The organism is Paenibacillus xinjiangensis (assembly GCF_059686975.1).
The window spans coordinates 1-12363 of the sequence record NZ_JCAALS010000032.1 but is presented as its reverse complement, the minus strand read 5'-3'; the positions used below and the strand labels follow the sequence as shown (position 1 = coordinate 12363).

Below are 12363 nucleotides of genomic sequence, written 5' to 3'. Positions count from 1 at the left end.
AAGCAGCTTATGGACCCCTGATACATCTTCGTCAGTCTTCGCCATATAGAAGTAAGGGGATGATGGATAATGTCCAAGTCAGCTAATGTAATTATTTATGTTGTGTCCGATGCAGCGGGCGATACGGGTGAACTCGTCGTTCGCGCAGCGGTCGCGCAATTCCATCCGGTTCAGACAGATATTCGCAGGGCGCCATTCATCACGGATGTGCCCACCCTTGAGCGATTCGTACTGCAAGCTAAGCTTACAGGTGCCATTGTCTTATATACGCTTGTCATTCCTCATCTGAGGGATGGCATGCGCAGGCTGGCGGAGGAGCACGAGATTGTAGCGATTGATCTGTTAGGTCCATTGATTGAGAGCCTTGAGCAGCAGACAGGTCGTCAGTCTAGGCAGGAGCCTGGACTCAATCATGTGCTGGATGAAGATTATTTCCGCAAAGTAGATGCTGTCGAATTTGCTGTACGCTATGACGATGCGAAGGACCCTTCTGGCGTGTTGAAGGCTGATATTATCCTTATCGGTGTATCAAGAACGTCCAAAACGCCATTGTCTATGTACTTAGCTCATCAGAAGTTCAAGGTTGCCAATATTCCTTTAGTTCCAGAATTGAAGCCTCCGCAAGAGCTGTTCACTGTGCCTAAGCATAAGATTGTTGGGCTAACCATCGGTGTTCCATATCTGAACATTATTCGTAAAGAGCGGTTGAAGGCACTTGGACTTCCGAATAGTGCTTCCTATGCGGCAGCGGATAGAATCGAGAAAGAGCTGTTGTTCGCTGAATCCATCATGAGTCAGATCGGATGTGTAGTCATCGACGTCTCTCACCGTGCAGTAGAAGAGACGGCGAGCCTCATTATGGAGCATATTCGCAAGACTTAGAGCAGACATGCAGGATTTTTTAATTCTTTGCCGTATATACGTATATAATAAATACGGTAATTGAAATAGAGAAATGAGCGGTGATACGTTCTTGGTCACAACAAGTAGAACGATTGTAGTTGATGGTGACGCTTGTCCTGTCAAATCCGAAATAACGCAAGTGGCTTTAGATTATCACATACCCGTTCTGATGGTATCCTCTTATGCTCATCATCTAGTGGCTGGTGAAGGTGTGCAAGTGGTTCAGGTCGATAGCAGCGATCAGTCCGTCGATTTGTATATTGTGAATCACATTATCCGTGGAGATATCGTCATCACACAGGACTTTGGACTAGCTTGTATTGCAATAGGCAAAGGGGCTATCGTCCTATCTCCTCGCGGTGAGGAATACACGAATGACAATATCGATTACTTGATGGAGCGTCGTCATGAGCTAGCCAAACGTCGTCGTAATGGCGGCAGGACTAGAGGTCCTAAGGCGATGAGCGGAGAAGATCGGGAACGGTTTCAACAAAAGTTGACAAAAGTTTTAGCGAACGTGCAGGAGAAACATGAGATATAGCGAATATTATTTACGTGTTACTTAGGATGAAGGTGATGGACGATGACATACGGTAATAAAATACCGGATGAGGTCATTGAGGCGGTTCGCCGTCATCATGATATCGTAGAGACGGTTGGGAAATACGTTCATCTCACGAAGCACGGCAAATATATGAAGGGACTCTGTCCTTTTCACTCGGAGAAGACGCCGTCCTTTACCGTAACGCCAGAGCTGCAGATCTTTCATTGCTATGGCTGCGGCAAGACGGGCAACGTCATCCGTTTCGTGGAAGAGATTGAAGGCCACTCCTTTCCTGAAGCAGTCAGGGTGCTTGCAGAAGAAGCGGGCATGCCGATTACTTGGGGATCGGCCGAAGGCAGCAAATCAACGGCTGCTGATATGGACCGAGCCAAGATGATTGAAGCGCATGAGCTAACGGCCAAGCTGTACAACTATTTGCTGAACAATACTCAGCATGGCAAGGCAGCGAAGGATTACTTGCGTGAACGCGGCTTGGGAGACAAGCTTATCAATCATTACATGATTGGGTATGCGCCTGAACAATGGGATACGCTTAACCGTTTTTTGGCGGCAAGAAATTTTGATCCCGCAGTAATGGAGAAAGGCGGGCTATTATCCGCCAAGAATGATGGAAGCGGACATGTGGATCGGTTTCGAGGACGCATTATGTTTCCCATTTGGGATAGGGATGGCAAAGTAATAGCATTCGCGGGGCGGGTATTAGGTGACGGTCAGCCGAAGTATTTAAATTCCCCGGAAACGACGTTATTTACGAAAAGCCGGATTTTGTACAATTTGCATTACGCGCGGCCGGCCATCCGCAAGAGTAAGCAGGTCGTCTTATTTGAAGGGTATATGGACGTTATCAAAGCTTGGAGCGCTGGTGTTAAGAACGGGGTTGCAACAATGGGCACCGCATTAACGGAAGAACATTGTTCTATGCTCGCAAGGCAAGCAGAGGAAGTTATTATATGCTATGACGGCGATGATGCCGGACAAGCAGCCGCACTTAAATCTATTCCAATGCTTGAGCATGCAGGGCTCAGAGTGATGGTGTCGATTCTTCCGAAGGGCAAGGATCCAGATGAATATATAGCGGAATACGGGCCTGAAACATTTTTGCGGGAAGCCATTGACCAACCTGTATCAGCGACAAAATTTAAGCTTATATATTCAAGAAAAAACCATATACTGCTAAAAGAAGAAGGCCGAAAAAACTACTTGCTTGAAGCCGCCGGAATAGTGGCAGAGCTTGATTCAGCAATTGAACGCGAAATTTACTTACAGGAATTATCCCGTGAATTCGAGTTCCCTCTCGAGGTTTTGAAGCAGGACTGCCATAACAAGCATCAAGAGCTGCAAAAAAAGAAACCCAAAAGGGATAATAACGACAATCCGTGGAATAATGGTAGGAATGAAAATCGCCGTAAATCGGGCCCTCCTGCGTTGTTACCCGCATATACGTATGTGGAACGACGCTTGCTTCATGTCATGATGCGTGACAGAGAAGTGGCACAGTCGGTGCACGAGAAATTAGGCGAAGCGTTCAACATTGAGGATCATGCAGCGCTTGCTGCTTATTTATACGCTTTTTATGCGCAGGGCTACGATCCGGATGCCGGTCGTTTCATCGCAACGCTCCAAGACGAACGTCTGGAGAGAACGGCTGCTTCCATTCTTTTGATGGACGGAGATTTCCCCTTTGATGAAGAGATCATGGCGGCAGATATACAAGACATTGTTAAAGTGCCGCAATTCAGGGAAATTGAACGTAAGAAAGAAGCAATGGTTCAGTCTGAGCGTGCCGGAGATCACATCCTTGCCGCGCAAATGTTAACTGAGATTATAACCCTAGAGAGACAACTCAAAGAAAGACATGATGATCGGTTCTAGGGAGGAGGGAGTCGGAATATGGCGAATGATCAGCATACTGAACTGGAAGCTGAACAAAAGCTCGATCATGTAAAGGATCAGCTAATTGAACAAGGCAAGAAGAGAGCCTCCTTAACTTATAAAGAGATTATGGAGAAATTATCTCCGTTTGATCAGGATCCGGAACAGATTGATGAATTTTTTGAACAGCTTGACGATTTGGGAATTGAGGTATTGAACGAAAGGGATGAGGATCGCGATCATCCACTTCGTAGTCGTGGAGAAGATTCTGAGCGGGAGCAAGGCGAGGAATTCAACTTCGATGATGATCTAGCTTTGCCGCCGGGTATCAAGATCAATGATCCTGTACGGATGTATTTAAAAGAAATCGGCCGTGTCCCTCTTCTATCGGCGGATGATGAGATTGAACTGGCTCGGCGGATTGAGAACGGTGATGAAGAGGCCAAACGCAGACTTGCCGAAGCCAACCTCCGCCTTGTTGTCAGTATCGCTAAGCGCTATGTCGGACGGGGAATGCTGTTCCTGGATTTGATTCAGGAGGGCAATATGGGTCTGATTAAAGCCGTTGAGAAATTTGACCATCAGAAGGGCTTCAAATTCAGTACGTATGCAACATGGTGGATTCGCCAAGCGATTACTCGCGCGATTGCTGACCAAGCGCGTACGATTCGTATTCCTGTTCATATGGTGGAAACGATCAATAAGCTAATTAGAGTGTCTAGACAGCTCTTGCAAGAGCTGGGGCGCGAACCAACCCCAGAAGAAATAGCTGCAGAGATGGAGCTCAGCACGGATAAAGTTAGAGAAATCATGAAAATTGCTCAGGAGCCGGTGTCGCTGGAAACGCCAATTGGTGAAGAAGACGACTCGCACTTGGGAGATTTCATTGAGGATCAAGAGGCATTGGCACCTGCTGATGCAGCAGCGTATGAACTTCTGAAGGAGCAGCTGGAGGATGTGCTTGACACGTTGACCGAGCGTGAAGAGAATGTACTTCGTCTACGTTTCGGACTGGATGATGGTCGTACAAGAACGCTTGAGGAAGTAGGTAAAGTATTCGGTGTTACCCGCGAGCGGATCAGGCAGATCGAAGCCAAAGCGCTTCGGAAGCTTCGTCACCCAAGCCGTAGTAAACGACTTAAGGATTTCCTGGAATAGAGAAGCTTGTATAGATAATGATGACCTTTCTGCACGTGCAGTAAGGTCTTTTTTTCAACAATAACAAGTAACTCCGAAAGGAAAATATACGGTTATGAATGAAGAGCGTCGACAGACTATCTTGAGAGAAATTGAGCATTGGCGCAGAAGTAAATTGCTGCCGGATCAATATTGTGATTTCCTGCTTAATTTATATGCGGATTATGATCAAGAACAAGAAACGAAACGTGAATCCTCTTATGCAGTAGCCAAAGCCGTATTGGCTGTACAGCGAGCTTCAGGCAAGGTGTGGCTCCTTACATTTGGATTATTTACCTTAATTTCCTTTGTTGTGCTTTATTTTAACGCTTTTCATCCGCTATTGCAAATTGGCGTTTCTGTTGTTGGAGTAGGGTTAATGCTATGGTTAGGGCAGCGGCTGCGGAGGCGCAATGAGACTGCTGGATTGGCGCTTACGGGTACAGGAATGCTCCTTATGCTGGGCGTGGGGCTCTATATGCTGGAGCTGCATGAATTGACCCATTGGGGCTGGAAAACGTCTTTGCTTGGATTATGTGCAATACTATGGATTACATATGGAATTGCAGCCCGAATTCAAGTGCTGCATCTATCCGGCTGGATTGCTGCTATACTCGTCTATGCGTGGCTGTTGTCACGGTTTAATGAGGATTCTGCTTGGTATGAAGTTCAGCTGTATTGGCTGCCTTTGTCGGGGCTATTCGGCTGGAGCAGCTGGTTCGTTCATCGGTGGTCGAAGCAGGTCTCATTCGTCCTACTGGCGATGTGTGCCTTGGTCTGGTTCATGCCAGAAATTTATGCAATGTTATTTATGAATGATGTGGTCTATCTGCAGGTTCAGATTGAGCTGCTGCTCAAGATGGCTATCGGTGGTGGACTATTATTCTTCATGCGAAAAAAATGGATAGCGTGGGTTGCCTAATGTTAAAACTTTCGAAGCGTCTGCAAACCATTGCAGACTATGTTACACCGGGCTCGCGTGCCGCAGATATTGGTTCTGATCACGCGCTGCTCCCGGTTTATTTGATTCAATCTGAACGTGCTGCATCAGCTATTGCTGGAGAGCTGAATCAAGGTCCATATGAAGCTGCGCGCAAGCAGACTGCAGATGCAGGACTGCTAAGCAGAATTGAAGTGCGCAAGGGTGACGGATTAGCTGTCCTTCAACCAGGAGAAGCGGATACAATCACCATTGCTGGTATGGGCGGAAGCTTGATGAGCGATATATTGGAGGAAGGCTATCAGGCAGGTAAGCTGCAAGGCGTTAGAGAGCTTGTTCTTCAGCCTAACGTTGGTGAAGATCTGGTACGGAGCTGGCTTCTTAAGCGTGACTGGTGCCTGCAAGCCGAGACTATTCTAGAAGAAGACGGCAAGATCTATGAGGTTCTACACGCTCTGAGAGCAGAGACTAAGGAAGCAGCAGATGCTTTTAATAAGCAGCTCTATGATCCATCCTTCTTGCCGCTCAGCCTCGATCCTGCATCAGCCTATGCACAAATCATGCAAATGGGGCCATACTTGCTGAGGAAGCCAAGTGCGATTCTAATTCATAAATGGCAGCTTGAGATTGAAAAGCTTGATCGTGTATGCCAGCAGCTGTCCCTATCGGATCAACAGCAGGCTGAAGAGAAGAAGCAGATGTTTATGAAGGAAATGAATGCCATCAAGGAGGTGCTGCAGTGTTTGCAAATGGACAAACCGTCGTCCAACTAATGGAACAGCTTGCCCCTAAGCATTATGCTGTCGAGAACGATAAAATCGGCCTTCAGCTTGGTACTTTGAATAAAGAGATTCGGAAGGTTCTAGTTGCTCTTGACGTCACTGATGAAGTTGTGGATGAAGCGATCGCAGCTGGTGCAGAGCTTATCATCGCCCATCATGCGATTATTTATCGTCCTCTAGCGAAGCTGGATACCTCTACCCCTGCAGGCAAGCTGTATGAGAAGCTAATCAAGAATGATATCGCCGTCTATATTTCCCATACGAATCTGGATGTGGCGGATGGGGGTATTAACGATTGGATGGCTGATCTGGTAGGCATTAAAGCCGAAGGACGCCAATGTCTGGAAGAGGTCCATACGGATAAGCTGTATAAGCTAGTCGTATTCGTCCCAGAGGATCATCATGAGAAGGTTCTGAATGCCGTGTTCCAAGCAGGTGCAGGCGTAATTGGCGACTATAGCCATTGTAGCTTCAATATCGAAGGAATAGGCACATTCCTGCCGGGAGAAGGCACCACACCTTATATAGGTACGCCAGGCAAGCTGGAGAAGGCAGCAGAGATCCGGATTGAAACGGTTGTTCCTCATAGCGTTCACAGGCGGGTCGTGCAAGCGATGCTGAAGGCTCATCCTTACGAGGAGGTGGCCTATGACTTGTATGCAATGGATCTGAAGGGTCGATCCTTCGGATTGGGCAGAACAGGCAAGCTGGAGGCTGCCTTAACGCTGGGCGAGCTTGCAGAGAAGGTTAAGCAAGCATTCGATGTGCCTATGCTTAGAGTGGTTGGTGATCCAGATCGCCTGATCCGCAAAGCAGCTGTTCTGGGCGGCTCTGGCTCAAGATATGTTCGCCATGCCTTATTCGCAGGTGCAGATGTTCTCATTACAGGAGATGTCGATTATCATACCGCTCATGACGCTCTGGCTGCTGGGTTGTCCATTATAGACCCGGGGCATAATGTCGAGAAGATTATGAAGCAGCGTGTTGCAGACTGGCTAGCTCAGGAGCTGCAGGGTCGTAAATATGCAACAGAGACGGTGAACTCGGTATTAAATACGGAGCCATTCCGATTTGTATAGAATTAGAAGATCGTAAGGGTTGAGCTTTTGTTCAATTCCCTGTATACTTAGTCGTGCATCGGAAAGTTTGAAAGACAATCGCTGGCGGCCTTGTTGCCGCGAGAGGAAAGTCCGGGCTCCACAAGGCAGGATGCTGGATAACGTCCAGTCAGCGCGAGCTGAAGGATAGTGCCACAGAAATGGACCGCCGATGGCCGGCTCACGCCGGCACAGGCAAGGGTGGAACCGTGGTGTAAGAGACCACGAGGAGTGCAGGTGACTGCATTCCTGGTAAACCCCATCTGGAGCAAGACCGAGAGGACGCAGCAGCCACTAAGCTGCAGCCTTAGCCTGAGGCGCGTCCGGGTTGGTTGCTGGAGCCGTCCAGTAATGGCCGGCCTAGATAGATGATTGTCGCTTCATTAGTGGGAGGGTCGTTCCCGTTCGAACCACTAGAAGTACAGAACCCGGCTTAAGGATAACTTTCCGCACGACCAAATCAACTAGACCTCTTGGCAGCAGCCAAGGGTTTTTTTGTATTCTGTAACACAAATAAAACGAGCACCCTAAGGCATATATACTCAGCCAGAGGGTGCTTGTTCTTTACTTTGTTTTATATTTTTGAGTAATATGATTGAGCTTGTGCTTCACTTGACTTGGATAATTCTGAAGGGTTGGACTGTAGCCTGTTGCAGCCTTAAGCGCTTTGTCTACATCAATTAAGCCATAGCCGTAGTAATTATCTTTGCCAGCGTCACCGAGGTCAATAGCAGATTTCCGCATAATGTCCATCACTTCCACATTAGTAAGCTCTGGATTGACAGAACGTATCAGTCCTGCAAGCGCCGCTACATGTGGACTAGCCATAGACGTACCAGACAAAGCTGCGTATTGGCCGCCAGGATAAGTGCTCGCGATGCTGTCTCCAGGTGCCGCTACGTCGATATAATCGCCATAGTTAGAGAAGGACGCTTTATTGCTGCTAGCATCTGTAGCAGCAACTGCGAATACCTCTGGATAAGCAGCAGGATAGCCAGGCCGCTCTGTATTGTCATTACCGCTGGCTGCAATCAGCACAACATCACGATCATATGCGTACTTAATGGCATCATGAAGGAAATCGGCTTGAGCATAATTGCCTAAGCTCATATTAATAACCTTCGCTCCATGATCTGTAGCCCAGATTAGGCCTTGTGCTACGGAGTAAGTGGAGCCTGCGCCGCTGCTGTCGAGTACCTTGACGGGCATAATTTTGTTGTACCAAGACAATCCGGCAACGCCTTCCCCATTATTGACGGAAGCACCTATAATACCTGCAACATGGGTGCCGTGACCTACATCGTCATCAGGAGCGGCTTCGGTATCGACAATGTTATAGCCGTCCAGCAGCTTGCCTTGCAGGTCTGGGTGATTGGCTTGGACACCGGTATCGAGTACAGCGACAATGACCTGATCACTCCCTTTGGATACGCCCCAGCCTTTCTCTGTCTCAATGTTAGGCAAGTTCCATTGATACTCTGCGTAGAGTGCATCATTAGGAACAACGATATCCGCATCAGCTGTTTCATTGGTCATATATAGATAATGAGGCTCTACATATTCTGTTTTCCAAGAGTTCTGGAAATAAGAAACCATTTTCTCAGCGTCCATCTCTTTGGAACGGAACACATAAGTATCTCCAATACGTTGAACGGATGTTGCATGAATTGTCTGTTTGATCTGCTCTAATTGATTATCCGACAATTGGTCGGCGAAATGAACGACAACATCATGAACGTGATAATGGCTTGCATTGCCGTTATCCTCACCATTCCTCACAGTAATGTCCTGCGTTGAGTTCGGCTTGACCGATTCGATACGGTAATTGCCTTCGCTTGGATAGGGCACCAGCCTCAAATTACGCTTCTGGTGGCGCTCAACCTGTGTCACAATGTCTTGCTTCACGACACCGACCACACCAATTCCTAAGTGATTCGGATTAGGCACGCCAAGCACTATATAACGGCTTCCATTGGCAGCGACGAAAGCTTTGGATTCATATTTGTTCCCTTTTGTGACTTGCTCTTTGGCTTTAGCAACATATTGCTCAGCTTGATTATCGGAAGCCTTGGGAAGCTGACCGCGATTAACGCTTCTATCCCCGGATAGCCAGCTAATATATGACATATGCTTGTGCATACTCATCATATGGTCGATCTTACCGAACTTGTCCTTGTTATCCTCTGTTGACATCAATTTGTAAAATTCTTTGGAGCATTCAGAGGAGCATAGCAATGCGGTAGCTTCCATGTCGTTGTTCAAAATTTTAATTTTTCGAGCCTTTTCTTGATTAGCTGTCAGGCTTGCAGCATGTGGTGCCGCGGGCTCCCCCCGATCTGGAATCAATAATGGGGCGGCGGGAATAAGTAGAGTGGCTGCTGCTAAAACAGAAAAAACACCAATCCATTTCCTCTTCATAAGCATAAACCTCCAGTAGTGTACCACGTTGATGATCCATCTTCGGATAGGGTCGGGTTGTGGAGGTGAAAATATGCGGCGGATTGTCAGAAACGCCAGTACCATCTGCAAGCAATATGTGGTACTATGTTGGTGGCTGAGTTTTTTGTTTTGAGAAAGAAAGGGGAACTACCGATGCCACAATCTAATATTAAACCACTTAGCGAATCAACGAGAGCGAAATTAAAAGATGCCATTAGTCAGCTGGAGCCGTTTCTTAACAGCTATTCGCTGAGCCAACTGGCAGGCGAGGAAAACGGAGATGAAGCACAGACGTTCTACAAAGGCCTGCTGTCCGATTTGAGACATTTATTGGTCTTTTCTGAAGTCTCAGTTGAAAAACTGGGAGTATTGCTCAGACGGCCCAATTTCGATAACGATTTTGCAGAACGCTCTTTGTACGAAGTATACCACCAATGTGTCAACGCCTTCTTCTATCCCAAGAATGAAATTTACTCAGAAGATGGCCGTTACGCATACACAGGACAGGATGCGATTCGCTTCCGCTTCAAGCCAGTACGTGAAGCTCGTGACATCGTTCTAAGCGTGTCCAAAATTTATGAAGAGCTTCGCGATGAGCTAGCGTATTACGAGAATGACTATATGAGTCAACGTCGCATGCAAGGGCAAAAATAAGGCAGAATGAATCACCTCCGTTCAGGGAAACTTGATAGCGGAGGTGATTTTTTATGCCGAGAGGCGTATCCTGCAGCGTATCCAATTGTGCGTTCTGGAAGGAAGGGAACAATTGCAATGCAGACGAAATTTCCATCGATATTGACCAGCATGCCAGCTTCAATGAGGAATTTGCCGAAGATGAGCTAGGCTTGTTCCATCAAGATCAAGCAACGAAGTCATCTGCCACGTGCTGCCACACTTTTAAGCCAAAGGAGTGAGGGGTCATGGACCGAATCGAGGATGAACACGAGGAAAGAAGAAAACATGATGTGCCAACGTTTGATGTAGCTGCTCCAACTGGTCAGCCTGACATCAATAAGAATTTCAATGAGGAATCAGCAGCAGAATTTGGAGCGGTGGGCTCAGTCTCTTACGTTCCAAGGGAATCAAGCATTGCTAATCGCTCTGACCACTCGGTAGAGGAAGCAGGGGGGACGGCATTAGGTTGGGTTTCACTTGTATTTGCCATCGCTTCCTGGTTCTTATGGCCGGTGCTGATGGGGATCACCTCAGCCGTGCTCGGATTTATTGCGTATCGTCAAGGTGCCAAGGGGCTCGGAGCCTGGGCGATGGGAATTGGATTAATTGCTGTAGCGATTGCCTTAGTTATTGTTCCATTCTATTATGCGATCACTTAATAACAATAACCGGAAGAGCAGCTGCTCTTCCGGTTATTTGTACGCTGAGCTATTCAATTGCCACTGCACGATGCCGCAGCACCTCTTCGTTAAGGGCAAGCATGCGTTTGTCGAGCAAACCAATCATGTCGGCAGATTCTTTGAGCTGCTGTTGAATTTCAGGTGGAATGCCTTCATTATATTTGTAATATATTTTGTGCTCGAGACTGGCCCAGAAGTCCATCGCGCTCGTCCGGATCTGAATCTCAACGAGTACATTTTCTGTTCGGTTCGTTAGAAATACAGGGATTTCAACGATAAGGTGTACGCTTTTATACCCATTCGGTTTAGGATCATTAACGTAGTCCTTCACTTCAACGACCTTAACATCGGTCTGCTTGCCAATCATTTCTAATATTTGATAGATGTCCGTTGAGAAGGAGCAGATGACGCGGACGCCTGCAATATCTCGAATATGCTCCTTGGCGTTCTCTAGTGTAATATCCAGGTTCTTCCTGCGCAGCTTCTGCATGACACTCTCTGGTGTTTTGATTCTCGTCTTCACATGTTCGATTGGGTTGTAATCATGAATGAATTGGAATTCCTCGTTCAAAATATTAAGTTTGGTCTCGACTTCGTCTAATGCGAATTTATAAGTTAGAAAAAAATGCGCCCATTGCTTCAGTTGATTTGGCTTCAATTCTCGTTCACTCCTATGTCCATAATCATCTCCATTGTAACATGTTTAATAGAACAATGCTCTTTCACCGGATGGGGGGAGTTGAGCTTACATTATTTTGAATTGATCCTGACGCCCAACTTACCTATAATTTAAGGGTATGGGAGGGAAATTTAGATGATTATTGATATCAGGGATGCCTACTATGAACAGAATGACAAACACATACTAAAAGCTATTAATTGGCAAGTCAGGCAGGGGGAGCATTGGTGTCTGCTAGGACTTAATGGTTCAGGAAAAACCACTTTACTTAATATGATTAACGGCTATATATGGCCGACAACCGGACAGCTGTCTGTACTTGGCAAAGCCTTCGGAGAGGTGGATCTAAGAGAACTCCGTAAAAGCATAGGCTGGGTCAGTACTTCGCTGCAGCAGAAGCTATATGGTACAGAAACGGCTATGAAGATTGTGCTTAGCGGCAAATTGCAGCTAGAATAAAAAGTGGACACTCGTTAAGTGTATGAGGATAATGACAATAACGAGAAGGGGTGTCCTGTATGGAGAAACAACCACGTAATCAATATACAGAAGAGT

12 protein-coding genes, 1 other RNA gene and 1 pseudogene are annotated in these 12363 nt (G+C 46.9%); 12 read left to right on the top strand and 2 right to left on the bottom strand.

The features are described from left to right. Window positions 1-69 precede the first annotated feature (69 nt). From AC6ESP_RS24945 to rnpB, 8 genes are all read left to right on the top strand, one after another. A complete protein-coding gene (locus AC6ESP_RS24945; protein ID WP_497099441.1) occupies window positions 70-882 on the top strand; it encodes a pyruvate, water dikinase regulatory protein in 813 nt (270 codons plus the stop codon). A gap of 91 nt (window positions 883-973) precedes the next feature. Then, complete coding sequence (locus AC6ESP_RS24940) at window positions 974-1444, top strand: YaiI/YqxD family protein (RefSeq protein WP_497099440.1); 471 nt, start codon at window positions 974-976, stop codon at window positions 1442-1444. A 42-nt stretch (window positions 1445-1486) separates the two neighbouring features. Further along, window positions 1487-3340, top strand: coding sequence for a DNA primase (gene dnaG / locus AC6ESP_RS24935; RefSeq protein WP_497099439.1), 1854 nt, complete (start codon window positions 1487-1489; stop codon window positions 3338-3340). Between the two features lie 18 nt (window positions 3341-3358). Beyond that, a complete protein-coding gene (gene rpoD / locus AC6ESP_RS24930; RefSeq protein ID WP_497099438.1) occupies window positions 3359-4498 on the top strand; it encodes an RNA polymerase sigma factor RpoD in 1140 nt (379 codons plus the stop codon). 94 nt (window positions 4499-4592) lie between these two features. Beyond that, window positions 4593-5438 carry a hypothetical protein gene (locus AC6ESP_RS24925; RefSeq protein WP_497099437.1) on the top strand — a complete coding sequence of 282 codons (846 nt, stop codon included), beginning with the start codon at window positions 4593-4595 and terminating at the stop codon, window positions 5436-5438. Beyond that, window positions 5438-6229, top strand: a complete 792-nt coding sequence (locus tag AC6ESP_RS24920) for a tRNA (adenine(22)-N(1))-methyltransferase (protein ID WP_497099436.1) — start codon at window positions 5438-5440, stop codon at window positions 6227-6229. The genes AC6ESP_RS24925 and AC6ESP_RS24920 overlap by 1 nt, the downstream gene beginning before the upstream one ends. Next, the gene (locus AC6ESP_RS24915; RefSeq protein WP_497099435.1) at window positions 6196-7317 is read left to right on the top strand and encodes a Nif3-like dinuclear metal center hexameric protein; all 1122 of its coding nucleotides are present in this window, start codon (window positions 6196-6198) and stop codon (window positions 7315-7317) included. The genes AC6ESP_RS24920 and AC6ESP_RS24915 overlap by 34 nt, the downstream gene beginning before the upstream one ends. A 61-nt stretch (window positions 7318-7378) precedes the next feature. Continuing rightward, window positions 7379-7787: RNase P RNA component class A (rnpB, locus tag AC6ESP_RS24910), an RNA gene on the top strand. Window positions 7788-7899: 112 nt separating this feature from the next. On the opposite strand, the gene AC6ESP_RS24905 is transcribed toward rnpB, so the two are convergent. After that, window positions 7900-9753, bottom strand: a complete 1854-nt coding sequence (locus AC6ESP_RS24905; RefSeq protein ID WP_497099434.1) for a S8 family peptidase — start codon at window positions 9751-9753, stop codon at window positions 7900-7902. Between the two features lie 174 nt (window positions 9754-9927). Between AC6ESP_RS24905 and AC6ESP_RS24900 the strand changes: the two genes are divergently transcribed. Genes AC6ESP_RS24900 through AC6ESP_RS24890 form a run of 3 tightly spaced genes read left to right on the top strand, consistent with a single transcriptional unit; the run spans window position 9928 to window position 11108 of the window. After that, window positions 9928-10428 carry a YpuI family protein gene (locus tag AC6ESP_RS24900; protein ID WP_497099433.1) on the top strand — a complete coding sequence of 167 codons (501 nt, stop codon included), beginning with the start codon at window positions 9928-9930 and terminating at the stop codon, window positions 10426-10428. A gap of 53 nt (window positions 10429-10481) precedes the next feature. After that, window positions 10482-10688, top strand: a complete 207-nt coding sequence (locus tag AC6ESP_RS24895) for a DUF1540 domain-containing protein (RefSeq protein WP_497099432.1) — start codon at window positions 10482-10484, stop codon at window positions 10686-10688. A 6-nt stretch (window positions 10689-10694) separates the two neighbouring features. Further along, on the top strand, window positions 10695-11108 hold the full coding sequence (locus AC6ESP_RS24890; protein WP_497099431.1) for a DUF4190 domain-containing protein: 414 nt from the start codon (window positions 10695-10697) through the stop codon (window positions 11106-11108). 49 nt (window positions 11109-11157) lie between these two features. On the opposite strand, the gene AC6ESP_RS24885 is transcribed toward AC6ESP_RS24890, so the two are convergent. Continuing rightward, entirely contained in the window at window positions 11158-11787 is a 630-nt protein-coding gene (locus AC6ESP_RS24885; RefSeq protein ID WP_497099430.1) for a GTP pyrophosphokinase, read from the bottom strand. A gap of 156 nt (window positions 11788-11943) precedes the next feature. Between AC6ESP_RS24885 and AC6ESP_RS24880 the strand changes: the two are divergent. After that, window positions 11944-12252 (top strand): annotated as a pseudogene (locus AC6ESP_RS24880) (ATP-binding cassette domain-containing protein); the annotation flags it as partial. Window positions 12253-12363 lie beyond the last annotated feature (111 nt).

Bases quoted from the DNA above. Each gene is read 5' to 3' on its own strand.
- AC6ESP_RS24890 (WP_497099431.1), top strand. From the start codon at position 10,695: ATGGACCGAATCGAGGATGAACACGAGGAAAGAAGAAAACATGATGTG.
- AC6ESP_RS24925 (WP_497099437.1), top strand. From the start codon at position 4,593: ATGAATGAAGAGCGTCGACAGACTATCTTGAGAGAAATTGAGCATTGG.
- rpoD (WP_497099438.1), top strand. From the start codon at position 3,359: ATGGCGAATGATCAGCATACTGAACTGGAAGCTGAACAAAAGCTCGAT.
- AC6ESP_RS24900 (WP_497099433.1), top strand. From the start codon at position 9,928: ATGCCACAATCTAATATTAAACCACTTAGCGAATCAACGAGAGCGAAA.
- AC6ESP_RS24920 (WP_497099436.1), top strand. From the start codon at position 5,438: ATGTTAAAACTTTCGAAGCGTCTGCAAACCATTGCAGACTATGTTACA.
- AC6ESP_RS24905 (WP_497099434.1), bottom strand. From the start codon at position 9,753: ATGAAGAGGAAATGGATTGGTGTTTTTTCTGTTTTAGCAGCAGCCACT.
- AC6ESP_RS24895 (WP_497099432.1), top strand. From the start codon at position 10,482: ATGCCGAGAGGCGTATCCTGCAGCGTATCCAATTGTGCGTTCTGGAAG.
- dnaG (WP_497099439.1), top strand. From the start codon at position 1,487: ATGACATACGGTAATAAAATACCGGATGAGGTCATTGAGGCGGTTCGC.
- AC6ESP_RS24945 (WP_497099441.1), top strand. From the start codon at position 70: ATGTCCAAGTCAGCTAATGTAATTATTTATGTTGTGTCCGATGCAGCG.